Annotated in this window: 17 protein-coding genes; 5 read left to right on the top strand and 12 right to left on the bottom strand. The window is 71.3% G+C overall.

Translation table 11 applies throughout. From position 1 onward, the window contains the following. Nucleotides 1–197: 197 nt before the first annotated feature. Nucleotides 198–1565 (bottom strand): helix-turn-helix domain-containing protein, encoded by a 1368-nt coding sequence (locus tag PV963_RS26285; RefSeq protein WP_274818185.1) that lies wholly within the window; start codon nucleotides 1563–1565, stop codon nucleotides 198–200. Nucleotides 1566–1791: 226 nt separating this feature from the next. Here PV963_RS26285 and PV963_RS26280 point away from each other — a divergent pair, with 226 nt between their 5' ends. Beyond that, complete coding sequence (locus PV963_RS26280) at nucleotides 1792–2520, top strand: DUF4232 domain-containing protein (RefSeq protein WP_274818184.1); 729 nt, start codon at nucleotides 1792–1794, stop codon at nucleotides 2518–2520. Here the strand turns inward: PV963_RS26280 and hemB are convergent. After that, nucleotides 2514–3512: a porphobilinogen synthase gene (gene hemB / locus PV963_RS26275; protein ID WP_274818183.1), complete on the bottom strand. Its 999-nt coding sequence runs from the start codon at nucleotides 3510–3512 to the stop codon at nucleotides 2514–2516. The genes PV963_RS26280 and hemB overlap by 7 nt on opposite strands. 293 nt (nucleotides 3513–3805) lie before the next feature. On the opposite strand from hemB, the gene PV963_RS26270 reads away from it, so the two are divergent. Further along, entirely contained in the window at nucleotides 3806–5194 is a 1389-nt protein-coding gene (locus tag PV963_RS26270; RefSeq protein WP_274818182.1) for an FAD-binding oxidoreductase, read from the top strand. A 26-nt stretch (nucleotides 5195–5220) separates the two neighbouring features. On the opposite strand, the gene PV963_RS26265 is transcribed toward PV963_RS26270, so the two are convergent. The 5 genes from PV963_RS26265 to PV963_RS26245 all read right to left on the bottom strand — a co-directional run bounded on the left by PV963_RS26265 (nucleotide 5221) and on the right by PV963_RS26245 (nucleotide 10990). Further along, entirely contained in the window at nucleotides 5221–6927 is a 1707-nt protein-coding gene (locus PV963_RS26265; protein ID WP_274818181.1) for a bifunctional uroporphyrinogen-III C-methyltransferase/uroporphyrinogen-III synthase, read from the bottom strand. Further along, nucleotides 6924–7883 carry a hydroxymethylbilane synthase gene (hemC, locus tag PV963_RS26260; protein ID WP_274818180.1) on the bottom strand — a complete coding sequence of 320 codons (960 nt, stop codon included), beginning with the start codon at nucleotides 7881–7883 and terminating at the stop codon, nucleotides 6924–6926. Before hemC ends, PV963_RS26265 begins: the two co-directional genes overlap by 4 nt. Then, nucleotides 7880–9637: a glutamyl-tRNA reductase gene (locus PV963_RS26255; protein ID WP_274818179.1), complete on the bottom strand. Its 1758-nt coding sequence runs from the start codon at nucleotides 9635–9637 to the stop codon at nucleotides 7880–7882. Before PV963_RS26255 ends, hemC begins: the two co-directional genes overlap by 4 nt. Beyond that, complete coding sequence (locus PV963_RS26250) at nucleotides 9634–10398, bottom strand: redox-sensing transcriptional repressor Rex (RefSeq protein ID WP_086603660.1); 765 nt, start codon at nucleotides 10396–10398, stop codon at nucleotides 9634–9636. The genes PV963_RS26255 and PV963_RS26250 overlap by 4 nt, the downstream gene beginning before the upstream one ends. A gap of 313 nt (nucleotides 10399–10711) precedes the next feature. Beyond that, entirely contained in the window at nucleotides 10712–10990 is a 279-nt protein-coding gene (locus PV963_RS26245; protein WP_274818178.1) for a glutaredoxin family protein, read from the bottom strand. A gap of 162 nt (nucleotides 10991–11152) precedes the next feature. Here PV963_RS26245 and PV963_RS26240 point away from each other — a divergent pair, with 162 nt between their 5' ends. The 3 genes from PV963_RS26240 (at nucleotide 11153) to PV963_RS26230 (ending at nucleotide 14692) form a co-directional block, all read left to right on the top strand. Then, nucleotides 11153–12070 (top strand): HAD family hydrolase, encoded by a 918-nt coding sequence (locus tag PV963_RS26240; protein WP_274818177.1) that lies wholly within the window; start codon nucleotides 11153–11155, stop codon nucleotides 12068–12070. Nucleotides 12071–12434: 364 nt separating this feature from the next. Beyond that, the gene (locus PV963_RS26235; RefSeq protein WP_059424445.1) at nucleotides 12435–13205 is read left to right on the top strand and encodes an ECF subfamily RNA polymerase sigma factor, BldN family; all 771 of its coding nucleotides are present in this window, start codon (nucleotides 12435–12437) and stop codon (nucleotides 13203–13205) included. Nucleotides 13206–13441: 236 nt separating this feature from the next. Next, the gene (locus PV963_RS26230; RefSeq protein WP_274818176.1) at nucleotides 13442–14692 is read left to right on the top strand and encodes a DUF5667 domain-containing protein; all 1251 of its coding nucleotides are present in this window, start codon (nucleotides 13442–13444) and stop codon (nucleotides 14690–14692) included. Nucleotides 14693–14777: 85 nt separating this feature from the next. Here PV963_RS26230 and PV963_RS26225 read toward each other — a convergent pair whose 3' ends face one another. The 5 genes from PV963_RS26225 to PV963_RS26205 all read right to left on the bottom strand — a co-directional run bounded on the left by PV963_RS26225 (nucleotide 14778) and on the right by PV963_RS26205 (nucleotide 18526). Continuing rightward, nucleotides 14778–15833: a lysophospholipid acyltransferase family protein gene (locus PV963_RS26225; RefSeq protein ID WP_274818175.1), complete on the bottom strand. Its 1056-nt coding sequence runs from the start codon at nucleotides 15831–15833 to the stop codon at nucleotides 14778–14780. 14 nt (nucleotides 15834–15847) lie between these two features. Further along, a complete protein-coding gene (locus PV963_RS26220; protein WP_274818174.1) occupies nucleotides 15848–16909 on the bottom strand; it encodes an NAD-dependent epimerase/dehydratase family protein in 1062 nt (353 codons plus the stop codon). Between the two features lie 204 nt (nucleotides 16910–17113). Then, nucleotides 17114–17212 (bottom strand): 30S ribosomal protein bS22, encoded by a 99-nt coding sequence (locus PV963_RS26215; RefSeq protein ID WP_003948845.1) that lies wholly within the window; start codon nucleotides 17210–17212, stop codon nucleotides 17114–17116. Between the two features lie 156 nt (nucleotides 17213–17368). Then, entirely contained in the window at nucleotides 17369–17581 is a 213-nt protein-coding gene (locus PV963_RS26210) for a helix-turn-helix domain-containing protein (protein WP_004984898.1), read from the bottom strand. A 129-nt stretch (nucleotides 17582–17710) separates the two neighbouring features. Then, nucleotides 17711–18526 carry a phosphatase gene (locus PV963_RS26205; protein ID WP_274818173.1) on the bottom strand — a complete coding sequence of 272 codons (816 nt, stop codon included), beginning with the start codon at nucleotides 18524–18526 and terminating at the stop codon, nucleotides 17711–17713. Nucleotides 18527–18555 lie beyond the last annotated feature (29 nt).

Here is an 18555-nt window from a genome sequence, read left to right as displayed (position 1 = left end):
TCAATCAGCAACCACTTCGGCGGTCAACAACCTAACGGTTCAGGTGATTTGATGGTGCCCATGCAGCCCGACCAGCCGCCTACGACGACCCTGTGGCGCCCCACCGGTCCCAAGGAGCTGGACCTGGTACGGGAGCTCGACTGGCGGGCCTGGCCGCCCCGGCTTCCGGAGCAACCGACTTCACGAGTTCCACTGAGTCAGTCGGTGCTCCCGGCCTCGACCCACTTGTCGCCGCCCAGCGGGAACTCGTACGCCGGACGCCCGTTGTTCCCGCTCGTCCGGAAGGGCCGGCCCCGGTCGTCCACCGTCAGCGTGCCGCTCCGGTCGCCGCTGGACCAGCTCAGCTCCAGGTACCAGCTGACGTCGTACGCGGAGGCGTCGGCCCGGATGTAGTAGACCTCCGGGTCGGACTCGCTCACCGAGAACGGGAAGTCGTCGTGCCCCGCCTCCGGGACAACGGCGGGACGCGCGGCGTCTAGGGCGACCGTGAAGGAGCGGGTCGGGACGTTGCCGCCGCAGCCGACGCCCGGATAGCCCATGGCGTAGTCGTTCCAGGCGAGCGGCGCACGCTTGCCTGCCATACGGACCGTCAGCCCGTCGACGACCACCGTCTCCTTGCCGGTGCCCTGCACGGTCAGCTTCAGATACTGCTGCCCCGACGGCACGGCACCCATCGCCCCCACCCAGGCGGGCGCGTCCTGCTCCAGCGGCGGCGGTCCCACCCGCCCAGGCGGCCGGTTCACCAGGTAGCGCTGGGAACAGGGGCTCTCCCAGGCGTGCGGCTCGGTGTTCACGGTGAGGGGGGCTGGGCGCGAGGAGGCGGCGGGGTCCCGTCCGGGGCGGTCGGCGCCGGTGCCGGTGCCGGTTCCGGTGCCGGTGGCAGAGGCGGACGAGCTGGGCGTCGCGGAGGCGGCGTCCTTCCCACCGCCCTTCTTCTTGCCGCTGCCGGGGGAGGAACTGCCCGAGGGCGACGCTGATGCCGCCGTTCCGCCATCAGGCTGCTGCCGGTTGCCGTCGGAGACCGCCGCCGAACCACGACGCCCGTCCTCGTCCGCCCCGCCGGAGGGAACGGCCACGGCGATCCCGACCACACCCAGGACCACGGCTACGGCGCCGACAGCGAGCAGGGCGGGGCGGGGCCGGCGCGGGCGGCGGCCCACCGGCCCCCCGGAAACAACCTCGCCCGCCTCCTCCGGAAGGCCTGCTTCCGAGGGAGCCTCCACCTCGGACACCGCCTCCTCGGACACCGCCTCGGCGGTCACCGTCTCCGCGGTCACAGCCCCGGCGGCCGGAGCGGCGGCGGTCACCTTACGCCCACGGCCCGCATCCGCCAGCACCCACCGCCGATGCAGCTCGACAAGCTCCTCGGACGACGCCTTGCACAGCCGGGCGAGCCTCTCCACAGGCGCGTAGTCGGTGGGTACGGCATCCCCGTTGCAGTACCGGTGCAGCGTCGACGTACTCATGTGGAGCCGCTTGGCGAGCACCCCGTAGCTCAGCCCGGACCGCTCCTTCAACTCCCCCAGCAACGCGGCGAAGTCTGCCGCGGCCGTGTCTTCCGACACCGTTCCTCCATCCCCCATGTCCCGTTCCCCGTTCCAAGGGAGGGTCGTTTCCCCTGGTCAACGCCTGTGCGGGCGTTCCAGCGTCCCTGATCGTCCGCCGGCTGTGGCGGCTGGGACGGATCACCGCACAAGCTCTGGTCATCCAAGCACGCCGCTCCCGGCCGACCGGTAGAGCGGCTCGCTCAGGCCTTCGTGCCGACAACGTTTGTCCGAAAGGGAACCACCCATGCGCAAGTACCACGCTCTCCCCGTCGCCCTCCTGGCCGCCCTCGCCCTGACGGCGTGCCAGGACGGCACGGGCACTCAGGACGAGGGTGCAGCCAAGCCGCAGCTGACGGCGACGACGAGCACCGCGCCCACCACCGCGGCCGCCGACACGGCGAGCGACACGGCTGCCGACACGGCCACGAACGCGAAGGCCACGCAGACCAAGGCCACGCAGACGAAGGGCACAAATGCCAAGGACACGAACGCCAAGGACACGAACGCGAAGGGCAAGAAGCCCGGGACGGCCGCCGCCCCCGCCGCCCGTGTCTCCTGCAACGGTGCCAACACCACCGTCACGGCCAAGCGGGTCCCCCGCCCCCTCAACCACATGCTGATCACGGTGAAGAACACCGGCTCGAAGACGTGCGACCTCACCTACTACCCGGTGCTGCGCTTCGACGAGATGCAGTGGGCCCCGCAGCCGATCGCGGAATCCAAGCCGCAGGCCGTGACGACCCTGGCACCCGGAGAGTCCGGCTACGCGAGCGTAGTGCTGTCGGCGGCCGACGGAAGCGGCGCCGGCGGCGCCACCGGCCGCAAGCTCACGATCGGCTTCCAGGGCCGCACGCCGCACAGCGGCGGCGGCCCCTCGGCACTCCCGCAGCTGCCCGCCGAGGGCGTGTACTACGACAGCTCGCTGACCGTCACGTACTGGCTGCGGGACATGGAGCAGGCCCTGTCCTACTGACCCTTGAGCTGCTGGGCCACCTCGGTGGCCCAGTAGGTGAGGATGCTCCGGGCGCCCGCCCGCCGGATACCGGTCAGGCTCTCCATGATCGCGCGGTCCCGGTCGATCCAGCCCTTCTCGGCGGCGGCCTCGATCATCGAGTACTCGCCGGAGATCTGGTAGGCGGCGACGGGCACGTCCACGGCGTCCGCGACCCGGGCGAGAATGTCCAGGTAGGGCCCCGCGGGCTTGACCATGACCATGTCGGCGCCCTCCTCCAGATCGAGGGCGAGTTCCCGCATGGACTCACGCGCGTTCGCGGGATCCTGCTGGTAGGTCTTCCGGTCCCCCTGCAGGGACGAGCCGACGGCCTCCCGGAACGGCCCGTAGAAGGCGGAGGCGTACTTGACGGTGTAGGCGAGGATGGCGACGTCCTCCCGCCCGATCTGGTCGAGGGCGTCACGGACGACGCCGATCTGCCCGTCCATCATCCCGCTGGGGCCGACCACATGGGCCCCGGCGTCCGCCTGCACCTGGGCCATCTCGGCGTACCGCTCCAGGGTCGCGTCGTTGTCGACCCGCCCCTGGTCGTCCAGGACCCCGCAGTGCCCGTGATCGGTGGTCTCGTCGAGACACAGGTCGGACATGACGAGCAGGTCGTCACCGACTTCGGCCCGCACGTCCCTGATGGCGACCTGGAGAATCCCGTCCGGGTCGGTCCCCGGCGTCCCGAGCGCGTCCTTCTTCGACTCCTCCGGCACGCCGAACAGCATGATCCCGGAGACCCCCGCCGCGACGGCCTCCGCGGCGGCCTTCTTCAGACTGTCCCGGGTGTGCTGCACGACCCCCGGCATGGCCGCGATCGGCACCGGCTCGCTGACGCCCTCCCGCACGAAGGCCGGAAGAATGAGATCGGCAGGGTGCAACCGGGTCTCGGCCACCATCCGACGCATGACGGGAGTGCTCCGCAAACGCCGCGGCCGCGTACCGGGAAAAGATCCGTACGTCGTCATGCCACCTACGCTACGCCCGCCCCATACGCCCCGATGCCGACGCACTGTCGGAACTCAGCTGCGGCCATGCGTGCCGCCAGGGGCGGCACGGGTGGGCGCAGCGGCACCTCGTCGCGCCGAGCTGCGCACCCCCGGCCCCAGCCCCCACGCGAAGCACCAGCACCCCACAGCCCCACAATGCGCCCACCACCCCCCAGGTCCATCCTGAAAACAACACCTAAGGACAAGGACCCCGACGGCCAACACCACCCCCGCCGCCGCCGTCCCTCCGTACGCCACCCACGGAGGACGCGATGACCGCCCGCCACGACACGCCCGACATCTTCGCCCTCTCGGAAATCCACGGCCCGGTCCTACGCCCCGGCGACCCCGCCTACGCCGACGAGGTCACCGGCTTCAACCTGGCCGCCCTCCACACCCCCGACGTGGTCATCGGAGCAGCCGGCCCGGACGACATCGTCACCGCCATGCGCTGGGCGAAGGCCACCAACACCCCCGTCGCCGTCCAGGCCACCGGCCACGGCGCCAACTTCCCCATCGAACAGGGCCTCCTGATCAACACGTCCCGCATGACCGACGTCCAGGTGGATCCCACCACCCGCACAGCCACCATCGCCGCGGGCGCGAAGTGGAGCCACGTCATGGCCGCAGCCGCCCCCCACGGCCTCGCCGGCCTGTGCGGCACCTCCACGGACGCGGGCGTCATCGGCTACACCCTCGGCGGCGGACTCCCCGTCCTCGGCCGCGCCTACGGCTACGCCGCCGACCTGGTCCGTTCCTTCCAGGTCGTCACCCCGGACGGCCACCTGCGCGAATCGGACCCCCAGCACGAACCGGAACTGTTCTGGGCCCTGCGCGGCGGCAAGGGCAACGTAGGCGTCGTCACCTCACTCGTCACCGAACTGCTGTCGCTCCCCCGCCTCTACGGCGGCGGCATCTACTGCCCGGGCGAACACACCGAGGCCCTGCTCCAGACCTGGGCGGACTGGACCCACACCGTCCCGGACGAGATGTGCAGCGCGTTCACGATCCTGCGCCTGCCGCCCATCCCCCAGATCCCGGAGCCACTGCGCGGCGGCTTCTGGGCCCGCGTGGCGCTCGCCTGGCCCGGCCTCCCGGCCGGGGGCGAGGCACTGATCGCACCGCTGCGCGCAGCCGCTCCCGTGGCCTTCGACACGGTCGAGGTGATGGACCACGCGGCCCTGGACCGCATCCACATGGAACCGCAGGACCCGCTCCCCGGAAGGGAATCCTGCCTGCTCCTGCGCGACCTGGCCCCGGACGCCATCCGCGCGTTCCTGGACCAGGCCGGTCCCGCGGCCGGCGTCGACCACCCCCTGCTGATGGTCGAGATACGCCACATGGGCGGCGCGTTGTCCCGCCCGTCCCCCGTCGAGGACGCCGTCTGCGCCCGCGACGCCCTGTACTTCATCGACTCGGTCGGCATCCTGGCCGCGCCACCCGACGCCGAGGCCATCGAACAGGCGACGCAGCAGCTCTACACCGCCATGGCCCCCTACGGCACGGGCCGCACCATGGTCAACATCCACGGCACCCCGGGCGACGAACAGGACCGCGCCCGCGCCTGGACCCCGGAGGTCTACGAACGCCTACGCCACGACAAGGCCACCTACGACCCGGACAACCTGCTGCGCTACGGCCACGCGGTGACCCCCGCGTAGCCGCAGCCGACATCCTCGGCCGACCCTCAGGTCGTCGACCGCCGCCGCCGAGCCCCCGGCCGCCTCTCGCTCGGCCGCGTCACCGGATCCCCGGCCTCGAGAGCGGCAGCTCTCCGCTTCGCGCCGAAGTCGGCCAGCGCCTCCGCCAGCTTGTGCACCGACGGCTCCGGAGCCATGACGTCCACCCGCAGCCCGTGCTCCTCGGCGGTCTTCGCCGTGGCAGGGCCGATACAGGCGATCACGGTGACGTTGTGCGGCTTCCCCGCGATACCGACCAGGTTCCGCACGGTCGACGACGACGTGAACAGCACGGCGTCGAACCCGCCGCCCTTGATCGCCTCGCGCGTCTCCGCCGGCGGCGGCGAGGCCCGCACGGTCCGGTAGGCCGTGACGTCGTCGACCTCCCAGCCCAGCTCGATCAGCCCGGCGACCAGCGTCTCCGTGGCGATGTCGGCACGCGGCAGGAACACCCGGTCGATCGGGTCGAAGACCGGGTCGTAAGGTGGCCAGTCCTCCAGCAACCCCGCCGCGGACTGCTCCCCGCTCGGCACCAGGTCCGGCTTCACGCCGAAGGCGATCAGCGCCTTGGCCGTCTGCTCGCCGACGGCCGCGACCTTGATGCCCGCGAAGGCACGCGCGTCGAGCCCGTACTCCTCGAACTTCTCCCGCACGGCCTTGACCGCGTTCACCGAGGTGAAGGCGATCCACTCGTAGCGGCCGGTCACGAGCCCCTTGACCGCCCGCTCCATCTGCTGGGGCGTGCGCGGCGGTTCGACGGCGATGGTCGGCACCTCGTGCGGCACGGCCCCGTACGACCGCAGCTGGTCGGAGAGCGACGCCGCCTGCTCCTTGGTGCGCGGCACGAGCACCTTCCAGCCGAACAGCGGCTTGGACTCGAACCACGCGAGCTGATCGCGCTGGGCGGCGGCGGAACGCTCACCGACCACGGCTATCACCGGCCGGCCCCCGTCGGGCGAGGGCAGCACCTTGGCCTGCTTCAGCGTCTGCGCGATCGTGCCGAGCGTGGCGGTCCAGGTGCGCTGCCGGGTGGTCGTACCGGCGACGGTGACCGTCAGCGGGGTGTCCGGCTTGCGGCCCGCGGAGACGAGCTCGCCGGCCGCCGCGGCGACGGAGTCCAGGGTGGTGGACACGACGACCGTGCCGTCCGACGCCCCGACCTCCGTCCAGCACCGGTCCGACGCCGTGCGCGCGTCGACGAACCGCACGTCCGCGCCCTGCGCGTCCCGCAGCGGCACACCGGCGTACGCGGGCACACCGACGGCGCTCGCGATACCGGGGACGACCTCGAAGGGCACCCCGGCGGCGGCGCACGCCAGCATCTCCTCGGCGGCGTACGTGTCGAGTCCGGGGTCACCGGACACCGCACGCACGACCCGCCTGCCGCCCCGCGCGGCCTCCATGACAAGATGTGCGGCATCCCGCACCGCGGGGGCGGCGACGGCGGTTGACGTGCCGTCAACTACCGTCAGCTGGGGCGCTCCTGTGCCCGGCGTCGGATCCTGGGAAGGATCCGGGTCCGTGTGCACTTCGGAGACGCCCTGCCTGGCGTGCTGACGTACGACGTCGAGCACTTCGTGCTCGGCGACGAGGACGTCCGCGTGCGCCAGCGCCTCGACGGCGCGCAGAGTAAGCAGTCCCGGATCTCCGGGTCCGGCACCCAGGAAGGTGACGTGCCCGTGTTCAGGACCGGCGGAAAGGGTGGTGGGGCTCAATGTGCTCGCTCCCCCATCAGACCGGCCGCGCCCTGGGCGAGCATCTCGGCCGCGAGTTCGCGACCGAGCGCCATTGCCCCGTCGTGCGTCTCGGGCACGGGACCGGTGGTGGACAGCTGCACCATCCGCGAGCCGTCGGTCGTGCCGACGACGCCGCGCAGGCGCATTTCCTTGACAATCTGCCCGTCGGCCAACAGGTCGGCCAGCGCGCCCACAGGGGCGCTGCAACCGGCCTCCAGGGCGGCGAGCAGTGATCGCTCGGCCGTCACGGCGATCCGCGTGAACGGGTCGTCGAGTTCGGCGAGCGCGGCGAGGAGGTCCGCGTTGCCCGCGGCACACTCGATCGCCAGTGCCCCCTGGCCGGGGGCGGGCAAAACCGTGTCGACCGACAGGAAGTCGGTCACTTCGTCACCCCGGCCGATCCGGTTCAGTCCGGCGGCGGCCAGCACGACGGCGTCGAGCTCACCGGACCGTACGTATCCGATCCGGGTGTCGACGTTGCCGCGGATCGGGACCGTCGCTATGTCCAGGCCGTGGCTGCGCGCGTACGCGTTGAGCTGGGCCATGCGGCGCGGCGAACCGGTACCGATGCGGGCCCCGCTCGGCAGGTCGGTGAACTTCAGCGCGTCCCGGGCGACGATCACGTCCCGCGGGTCCTCCCGCGCGGGTACTGCGGCCACCACCAGCTCGTCGGGCTGCGTGGTCGGCAGGTCCTTCAGCGAGTGCACCGCGAAGTCGACCTCGCCCTTGAGCAGCGCGTCGCGCAGGGCGGTCACGAACACACCCGTGCCGCCGATCTGGGCGAGCGCCTCTCGCGAGACGTCGCCGTACGTGGTGATCTCGACGAGCTCCACGGGCCGCCCGGTCACCCGGCTCACGGCCTCGGCCACCTGCCCGGACTGGGCCATGGCGAGCCTGCTCCGCCGGGTACCGAGCCTCAGCGTCTTGTCGGTCATGCCGGGCCTCGGTCTTTCTCTGTGCTGTCCTCGGCCCGGGAGACGGCGGCAACCGCCTCCGGGTCGAGGTCGAACAGGGTCCGCAGCGCGTCCGCGTACCCGGCGCCGCCGGGTTCGGCCGCGAGTTGCTTGACCCGTACGGTCGGCGCGTGCAGCAGCTTGTCCACCACGCGCCGCACGGTCTGGGTGATCTCCGCGCGGTGCTTGTCGTCGAGGCCGGGCAGCCGCCCGTCCAGGCGGGCGATCTCGCTGGCCACGACATCGGCGGCCATGGTGCGCAGGGCGACCACGGTCGGCGTGATGTGCGCGGCCCGCAGTGCCGCCCCGAAGGCCGCGACCTCGTCGGAGACGATACGCCGGACCTGGTCCACATCGGCAGCCATCGGAGCGCCCGCGGAGGCCTCCGCCAGCGACTCGATGTCCACCAGCCGCACCCCGCCCAGCCGGTGCGCGGCCGCGTCTATGTCGCGCGGCATCGCCAGGTCGAGCAGGAAGAGCACGGGCTCGGGCCGCGGCGGCTCGTCGACCGGCTCGGGCCTGCGCCGCTCGGGGATCCGCCCGACGGTGGCCACGGTCGCGGCGAGCGCGGCGATGGCGTCGGCGTCCGAGGCGGGGTCGAGAGGGCCGGCCGTCCTCGGCCTGGCCGCGCGCTGGGCGCCGCCCACCGTGCCGTTGTCCACCCACGCCGCGTGCTGCTCCAGGTCGGCGGCGGCCATACCGGCCACGGCCGCCTCGCCGAGCACGGAGAATCCGGCGGTGCCCTGCACCGCGGGCAGGTCCAGCGGGCAGCCGTCCTCGCCGCCGAGGCCGGTGGCCGGCAGGTTGCCCCGCTGGGCTCCCGTGGCCGCCGTCCGGCCCGGCTCGCCGTCCGGTGCGGGCGGTCCGTCGCCGTCGGCGACCGACGGCGCGGCCGTACGGCCCTCCACCGCGGCGGCGACCGACTCGGCCGTCAGGACCAGGCCCGTCGCGCCGGTGCAGGAGACGGCGACATCGGCACGTGTCAGCTCGACGGGCACCGACTCCATCGGGACCGCGCGGGCCAGCACGTCCGTGTCGTCGCCCTCGGTGAGGATCCGCGCGAGGCGCTCGGCGCGGTCGCAAGTGCGGTTGGCGACGACGACCTCGGCGACCCCGGCCCGCGCGAGCGTCGCCGCGGCCAGGGAGGACATCGACCCGGCGCCGATGACCAGGGCCTTCTTGCCCCGGGCCCAGGTCTGCACGTCGCCGCCCGCGGCCAGTTGCTCCAGGCCGAAGGTGACCAGGGACTGGCCGGCGCGGTCGATGCCGGTCTCGGAGTGGGCGCGCTTGCCGACCCTCAGGGCCTGCTGGAACAGGTCGTTCAGCAGCCGGCCCGCGGAGTTCAGCTCCTGCGCGCGGGCCAGGGAGTCCTTGATCTGGCCGAGGATCTGCCCCTCGCCGACGACCATCGAGTCCAGCCCGCAGGCCACCGAGAACAGGTGGTGGACGGCCCGGTCCTCGTAGTGCACGTAGAGATAGGGAGTGAGCTCCTCCAGGCCGACCCCGCTGTGCTGGGCGAGCAGCGTGGACAGCTCGGCGACACCGGCGTGGAACTTGTCCACGTCGGCGTAGAGCTCGATGCGGTTGCAGGTGGCGAGCAGCGCGGCCTCGGCGGCCGGTTCGGCGGCGACCGTGTCCTGGAGCAGCTTGACCTGCGCGTCCGCGGTGAGCGAGGCCCGCTCCAGCACGCTGACCGGGGCGCTGCGGTGGCTGAGTCCGACGACGAGGAGGCTCATGCCGGCATCACGGCGGGCATGTCCCCGTCGGGCCCCTGGTCGGCGGAGTCGCTGCGCGCGGCGGCGGCCGGGACACCGCCGTCGGAGGCGGCGGCCTCCTCGCCGGCCTTGCGCTGCTCGTGGAAGGCGAGGATCTGCAGCTCGATGGAGAGGTCGACCTTGCGCACGTCGACGCCGTCCGGGACGGACAGCACGGTCGGCGCGAAGTTCAGGATGGAGGTGACGCCGGCGGCCACGAGCCGGTCGCAGACCTGCTGGGCGGCACCGGCGGGGGTGGCGATGACCCCGATCGACACGCCGTTGTCCTGGATGATCTTCTCCAGGTCGTCGGAGTGCTGCACGGGAATCCCGGCGACGGGCTTGCCCGCCATGGCCGGGTCGGCGTCGATCAGCGCGGCGACCCGGAAGCCGCGGGAGGCGAACCCGCCGTAGTTGGCGAGGGCGGCGCCGAGGTTGCCGATACCGACGATCACGACCGGCCAGTCCTGGGTGAGGCCCAGTTCGCGGGAGATCTGGTAGACGAGATACTCGACGTCGTAGCCGACGCCCCGGGTCCCGTAGGAGCCGAGGTAGGAGAAGTCCTTGCGCAGCTTCGCGGAGTTGACCCCCGCCGCGGCCGCGAGCTCCTCGGAGGAGACCGTGGGCACCGAGCGTTCCGACAGCGCGGTCAGAGCGCGGAGGTACAGCGGAAGCCGGGCGACGGTGGCCTCGGGAATCCCTCGGCTGCGGGTCGCCGGTCGGTGAGTTCGGCCAGTTGCCACGGTGCTCCTGCGGGTAGAGCGGGGCTGTAGGCGGTCATACGTCCCTACATGACCGCCCCGTCGAAAGCAGGCTATGTCTTTGTGAACGCGTGCACAAAGATGGTGTCCGATTTGCCCGGCCAACGTGACCGGGGTCACGCGCCCCCGGCGCACTCCCGGGGAACCGGCGCGCACGCACCACTGTTCCTTCACTTCTGGGGGCAAAACCGCACACTCTCCTCTGTGTATCCCGCCCCCGAGACCAGCCACCGTCGATCCTAAGCGACGTTCCGGCCTCTTTGGACTGGTCGGTCAGTTGCGGGACCGGCCGGGATCACTCGGTCAGCGCCTTGCGCAGACGGTCCTCGTTCACGCGCCAGAACGTGTGCTGCCTGCCGTCCACCAGCACGACCGGGATCTGCTCCCAGTACTGGTCGTGCAGTTCCCGGTCCTCGGTGATGTCCTTCTGCTCCCAGGGGACTCCGAGATCACCGCACACCTTCTCCACAACGACCTGTGCGTCATCACACAGATGACAGCCGGGCTTGCGGATCAGGGTGACGAGCCGGTCCCGAGGGGGCCTGCGACGAAAGAGGGGACTCATGTCGGCCATTGTCGCGCGCCGGCGAACAAGGGGAACCCTCACGAAAGCGCCAGAGGACGCGCCGACCACGTCCGCCCCGAGCGACATCTTTAACGACACGCTCGCCGAGAGTTCACAGGCTCCAAACCTCTCGACTCCGGAACCCCCGAACAAACTGGCTATGCTCACGCCATGGCCGCTCTCGGATGGCTCACTCCCCGTAGGCGCTCCGCCACGGCGCGGAGCGTTTTGGCAGGCGAGGCCTCGGCGGAGGCTGCCCGCAAGTCCTCACAGGAGGCCGCCGGCACGACCGAGGAACCGCAGTTCCCGGTCCACGGCGACGACCAGGCCGCCGCCTTCTTCGACCTGGACAACACCGTCATGCAGGGCGCCGCCCTCTTCCACTTCGGACGGGGCCTGTACAAGCGGAAGTTCTTCGAGACGCGCGACCTCGCGAAGTTCGCCTGGCAGCAGGCGTGGTTCCGGCTGGCCGGGGTCGAGGACCCCGAACACATGCAGGAGGCCCGCGACTCGGCCCTGTCGATCGTCAAGGGCCACCGCGTCGCCGAGCTCCAGTCGATCGGCGAGGAGATCTACGACGAGTACATGGCCGAGCGTATCTGGCCCGGCACCCGCGCCCTGGCCCAGGCCCACCTGGACGCGGGCCAGAAGGTCTGGCTCGTCACGGCGGCCCCCGTCGAGATCGCCCAGGTCATCGCCCGCCGCCTGGGCCTGACCGGCGCCCTGGGCACGGTCGCCGAGTCGGTCGACGGCGTCTACACGGGCAAGCTCGTCGGCGAACCGCTGCACGGCCCCGCGAAGGCCGAGGCGGTCCGTGCCCTGGCCGCGGCCGAGGGCCTGGACCTCAGCCGCTGCGCCGCCTACAGCGACTCGCACAACGACATCCCGATGCTGTCCCTGGTCGGCCACCCCTACGCCATCAACCCGGACTCCAAGCTGCGCAAGCACGCCCGCGAGCTGGACTGGCGCCTGCGCGACTACCGCACCGGCCGCAAGGCCGCCAAGGTCGGCATCCCGGCCGCGGCCGGCGTGGGCGCGGTGGCCGGCGGCACGGCGGCGGCGATCGCCCTGCACCGCCGCCGTCGCTGACGACCGGTCAAGCCGACGGCCGATCAATCCGGGACACCTTCGTTTACGGGATGACCAACCCCGTAAATCCAACTGGCGTACCCCCACAACCTCGTATCCAGTCCTCTTGGCTGCACACGGCCACAACACGCCCTGAACTCAGCCTCAATCCGAACCTTTCCGGTCAACAATCGTTCATGCTCCGGCACTTGATGCGGCGTCAATGGGTTACGGAAGCGACGTAATCGATGATTTGAGCAACTCGGTGTAGCAGGGCCTACACGAAGCGTTATTCTCCTCAGACGCAAACCGGTACCCCTCCGTCGCTACGACGGGTGAACGGTCCCGCACTGCACGTGATGGAAGCTCTGCCTCTGGGAGTCCCGTGTACCCACACGTCGGGGTTGACGCCTCGGGCCTGGCTACGCTGCGCGCAACGGTCCTCGACCTGTTGCGCGGCTTCGTCCCCACCGCGTACGCCGGCCCCGCATTCGCCACCGCCGCGCCCGTAGGCCCGTGCTACGCACTGGCCGACGGCAGCGCCGCGGTCGGCAGACGAGGGCGCCCGTCCGGCGCGGCCACCGCCCGACGGCCGGCGGCGGACAGCGACAGCGCCCGCATGATGGACCTCGTGGAGCGCGCCCAGGCCGGCGAGTCCGACGCCTTCGGCCGCCTCTACGACCAATACAGCGACACCGTCTACCGGTACATCTACTACCGGGTCGGAGGAAAGGCGACCGCCGAAGACCTCACCAGCGAGACCTTCCTGCGCGCCCTGCGCCGCATCGGCACGTTCACCTGGCAGGGCCGGGACTTCGGCGCCTGGCTCGTCACCATCGCCCGCAACCTCGTAGCCGACCACTTCAAGTCCAGCCGCTTCCGCCTCGAGGTCACCACCGGCGAGATGCTCGACGCCAACGAGGTCGAGCGCTCCCCCGAGGACTCCGTCCTGGAGTCCCTCTCCAACGCCGCCCTGCTCGACGCCGTGCGGCGACTCAACCCCCAGCAGCAGGAGTGCGTGACACTCCGCTTCCTCCAGGGCCTCTCCGTCGCCGAGACCGCCCGCGTGATGGGCAAGAACGAGGGCGCCATCAAGACCCTCCAGTACCGGGCCGTCCGCACCCTCGCCCGGCTCCTCCCGGAAGACACCCGCTGACCGGACCCTACGCTCGGCGACGGTCAACTCACGTTCCGTGAAAGTCGGTTGACTTCCGCATCCGATCATCCGGCGTCCGTAACCCAACTGCCGCGCCGCTCGTTGTGCGGGGTGCAGGCTCCCTGTGGTCACCCCCTGACCGGCTCCGATCACTCGATCGTGTGGTCGTGGTCAGGGTGTGCAACCCTCAGGACCCCCTGGGGAGTCGACCGTCATGACGAGAGGAGGTGCCGCCAGTGATCGCGAACGTATCGGCGCACCGGCGGGCGAACGCCTTCGCCCAGGCCCTTCAGGAGCAGTCCGAGCAGGGCACGGCGGCCGAGCAGTCCGAAGGATCGGCACCGGCCCCGGCCGCTGCGGAGCGGACCGAACAGGCACGCCTGCTGGCGCTCGCCTCCGGTCTCGGCGCGCTGCCCAAGCCGGAGCTCGACCCGGAGGTCAAGGTCGTCCAGCGGGCCCAGCTGGTGGCCGCCTTCGAGGCCATGCTCCAGGAGGGCACCGCGGGAGGCGGGGCGACGGACGGCGCAGTCCCCGAGCAGCGCTCCCCCAGGGCCCGTGGCGCCCACCGCGCGAGCCCACTGAAGAAGTTCCGGCCCCGTTCCCGCCTCGCCAAGGGTCTCACTGCGGGCGGGCTCAGCGTGGGCGTGGCCGCGAGCGCCTTCGGCGGAGTCGCCGCCGCCAGTTCCGACGCCCTGCCCGGCGACTCGCTCTACGGCCTCAAGCGCGGCATCGAGGACGTCAAACTCGGCCTCGCCGACGGAGTCGACGAGCGCGGCCGGGTCCATCTCGACCACGCCTCCACCCGGCTCAGCGAAGCCCGCCGCCTGATGGAGCGAGGCCGCAGCGGCCCGCTGGACCACGAGTCCCTGGGCGAGATCCGCCGCGCCCTGTCCGGCATGCGGCACGACGCGTCGGAAGGCCACCGGCTGCTGAGCGAGGCATACGAGCGCGACCCGGACTCCCTGGACCCCATCCAGGCCCTTTCCTCGTTCTCCCACTCCCACCGCGAGGCCTGGGGCGAACTGAGCGAGAGGCTCCCCGTCCAGCTCGGGGACGTCAGCGAGCAGGTGTCGTCGGTGTTCGACGCCATAGAGGAGGACGTCGCCCCGCTGCGGTCCCTGCTGCCCGAGCCCCCCGCCAGGAGCGGCGGCGACGGCAACCGGCAGGGCGCCTCCGAGTCGGCCTCCACCGGCTCCTCCGCCACCGACCGGTCGGCCCGGCCCAGCGACAGCGGCCGCGGCCACTCCGACGACGAGGGCAACGCCGGCTCCGGTAGTCCCAGCCGCTCGGCCGGCTCCGGCAGCGACAGCGACGGCCTGCTCGGCGGCAACACCGGCGGCCTGCTCGACCCGCCGCAGGACAGCGACGCGAGCACCTCGCCGTCGGCGGAGGGCGACACGCCCATCCCCGAGCCGGACGTGACGCTCTCGCCGCTCCTGCCCGATCTGCTGCCCGGTCTGGGCATCAACAGCGAGGACGCCGACTAGCCGGCGGTACGACAGTGGGGGCGCCCCTGAGAAGGGGCGCCCCCATCGTCGTAGGCAGGAACGGCCTCAGCCGTAACGCACTGCCTCAGAAGAAGACCGACCGGCGCTGCACCAGCAGCTTGTACAGGGTGTGCTGGATCTGCTCCCTGACCTGGTCGGTCAGGTTGAACATCAGCATCGGGTCCTCGGCGGCCTCCGGCGGATAGCCGTCCGTGAGGATCGGTTCGCCGAACTGGATCGTCCACTTGGTCGGCAGCGGAACCGCCCCGAGCGGCCCGAGCCACGGGAACGTGGGCGTGATCGGGAAGTACGGGAAGCCCAGCAGACGGGCCACCGTCTTCGCGTTGCCGATCATCGGGTAGATCTCCTCGGCCCCGACGATCGAGCAGGGCACGATCGGCGTCCCGGTGCGCAGGGCGGTCGAGACGAAACCGCCACGGCCGAAGCGCTGGAGCTTGTAACGGTCCGCGAAGGGCTTGCCGAGGCCCTTGAAGCCCTCCGGCATCACCCCGACCACCTCGCCCTGCTCCAGCAGCCGGGACGCGTCCTCGGCGCAGGCCAGGGTGTGACCGAGCTTGCGGGCCAGCTCGTTGACCACCGGCAGCATGAAGACCAGGTCCGCGGCGAGCAGCCGCAGATGCCGGCCCGCCGGGTGGTTGTCGTGCACGGCGACCTGCATCATCAGGCCGTCCATCGGCAGCGTCCCGGAGTGGTTGGCGACGATCAGGGCGCCGCCCTCGGACGGGATGTTCTCGATGCCCTTCACCTCGACCCGGAAGTACTTCTCGTACAGCGGGCGCAGCAGGGACATCAGGACCTGGTCGGTGAGTTCCTCGTCGTAGCCGAAGTCGTCGACCTCGTAGTCCCCGGTGAGGCGGCGGCGCAGGAAGGCCAGGCCGCCCGCGATACGCCGCTCCAGGCCGCCGTCGCCGCCCTGGGGCCCCTCCGGGGGTTGTTCCTCAGACGTCACAGGAACATCATCCTGCGGAACAGCCCTGGTGGGCAGGGGCTGTACCTCACGGACCGGCCCCGAGTCCGTGCCCGGGCGCCGGCTCCCCGCGCTCCGGCGCCGCTGCGGACGCTGCACGGCGCCCCCGCGGGACCGGTCGTCGTCGAACGGAATGACCTTGGCATCCGCCATCGTTGATGCGCTCCTCAGTTGGCGCTCTGCGTCGGGGGGTGGCCGCCGCCCGCGAGGGGCAGCGCGGCGATCCGGTCGACGGCCCCCGCAAGGGCCTCCGGCGGGAGAAGTCCGGGTCCTTGGCTGCGTGCGAAGTCCGCGAACGTCTCCGCGGTCGTGTACTTGGGCTGGAATCCCAGCGTCTCGCGCATCTGGCCCGTGGCCACGACCCGGCCGTGGGTGAGCAGCCGGATCTGCTCGGGCGAGAAGTCCGACATGCCCAGCGTACGCACCAGCGAGCCCGCCCAGGTGACGGCCGGGAGCAGCAGGGGCACGGTGGGGCGCCCGAGGCGCCGGGAGCACTGCGAGAGCAGCAGCACACCGTCGCCGGCGATGTTGAAGGTGCCGCTGTTGAGCGTGCCCCGCGTGGGCTCGTGCGAGGCGATCCGCAGCACCTCGATCACGTCGTCCTCGTGCACGAACTGCAGCCGCGGGTCGTAGCCGAACACGGTCGGCAGCACCGGCAGCGAGAAGTACGAGACGAGCGGGGTGTCCGCGGTCGGGCCGAGGATGTTGGCGAACCGCAGCACGCAGACGGCCACGTCGGGCCGGCGCCGCGCGAAGCCGCGGACATAGCCCTCGACCTCCACCGTGTCCTTGGCGAAGCCACCGCTGGGCAGCGACTTGGGCGGGGTCGTCTCCGTGAAGACGGCCGGGTCACGCGGCGCGGAGCCGTAGACGTTCGTGCTGGACTTCACGACCAGCCGCCGCACGTTCGGTGACTTCTGGCAGGCACCGAGCAGCTGCATCGTGCCGATGACGTTGGTCTCCTTCAGGGAGGCCCGGTTGCCGCTGCCCAGCGGCGTGCCCGTCACGTCCAGGTGGACGATCGTGTCGGCGCCCGTCTCGGCGAGCACCCGCGCGATGGTGGGCTGCCGGATGTCGGCCTGGACGAAGTCCGCGCCGCCCAGGTGGTGCTCGGGCGGCACCGCGTCCACGGCGACGACCCGGTCCACCTCGGGGTCACGCTGGATCCGCCGTACGAACCGGCCCCCCAGCTGGCGGGCCACACCGGTCACGAGCACGACCTTGCCCAAGATCAGCGCCTTCCTTCCAGAAAACCTCTTGCCCCCGCCGCGTTCCCCCGTGGGGCCAACTTAGCGGGTCGGCGTTGCGCTGTGATGACCGCCCGATGCGCGAAGTGACGACAAGCAGCCGGACGTACGAGCCGGAACACGTGTGGCCCCCCACCGGTGGGTGGGGGGCCACAGCAACGCTCTCGCGGCGTCCGCGTCGCGAACTTACTTCTTGTTGCGACGCTGAACGCGCGTGCGCTTGAGCAGCTTGCGGTGCTTCTTCTTGGCCATCCGCTTGCGCCGCTTCTTGATAACAGAGCCCACGACTACCCTCGCTCACTTCTCATCACTCGGTTGTTTGGGCGCCATGGGCCCACACGACCTACGAGGGGCTAGCCTACCCGCCCGAGCGCTGAGGTCGTAATCGAGGGGGCCAGGGTGATCCCGAGTGCCCTGTGAGGGACCACCCCGCCCCAGCCGTCAGGCGGTTTCCACCCCCACGTAACTCTCGCGGAGGTACTCGTGAACCGCTTGCTCCGGGACGCGGAAGGACCGCCCCACACGGATCGCGGGCAGATGACCGCTGTGCACCAACCGGTACACGGTCATCTTCGACACTCGCATCACCGAGGCGACTTCCGCCACGGTAAGGAACTGAACCTCGTTCAGAGGCCTCTCGCCAGCTGCAGCCATGACACACCTGAACCTTCCGCACTCGACGGCCACCGGCTTCCCCTTCCGGTGACTCTTCGTCGCTGCGTGCTCACTCCCCAATGTAGGGGCGGGTGATGCGAGTGGGGAAGAGGTGCACCCATCGGCGGCCTACTGTGACAGACACGCCCGATTGAGTACGTAGCGGGTAAGCGGCAGGTAGTAATCAGACCGCACTCCGTCATCAAGTGGAACGACGACGGAGACGGACCCCTCCGCCTCCCCGACGAACGGGGCGGGGTCGTCCGTATCGGCCGGCCCGACGGCCTCGAACCCCAGCTGACCTGCCCCGCAGACCCACCCGTGGTCCCCGATCACCAGCTCGGGAAGGGGCCCGCCGGCCTCCGCGGCAGCGGCCAACACGGTACGAACCGGGAGAGGTGAGTGCGTATGTGCGCCGGGCTCACAACCGGGGCGTTCCACCCCGGCTCCCCGCACCAGCGCGACTCCTCGTACGTAGTCGAGGTTGTACGTACGTAGGCCGAACCGGGTCGTTATGTCGACACAGCGACCCTGCGCGGGGGTGAGGATCTCACACCCCGCCGCCGACAGCGCGTCTGCCAAAGCGGCGTAGAAACCGAGCAGCCGGTGAGGGTGCCCGGTGCCGAGGAGCACCGGTGCGCTCCGCCGGGCGGCCTCGGCGAGGCGCCCCGCGAAGGCGTCCAGCGCGGCCAGGGTGCGCCCCGGATCGATCACGTCCTGGCCGGAAACCCGACGGCGATCGGCCGGAACCCCGCACCGGTCCGCCATCAGCTCGATCACATCCCACTGGCTCCAGGGCCCTTCGGGATCCAGCCCGAGGAGCACCCGTGGATCCCGGGCGGCGAACAGCCGGTAACTCCGCAGGCTCTCCTCACGAGACGTGGCCACGGTCCCGGCGAGGCGTGCGCCCACCAGGTGCGCACGAAGGGCTTCGGGGGTCAGCACGAGGAGATCGTGCGCGACACAGGCCCCAG

Origin of the sequence: Streptomyces coeruleorubidus, from assembly GCF_028885415.1 — a bacterium.
GTDB classification, from domain to species: Bacteria; Actinomycetota; Actinomycetes; order Streptomycetales; family Streptomycetaceae; genus Streptomyces; species Streptomyces coeruleorubidus_A.
Note: the sequence above shows the minus strand (reverse complement) of the source record. Positions and strands in the feature narration are given on the sequence as shown.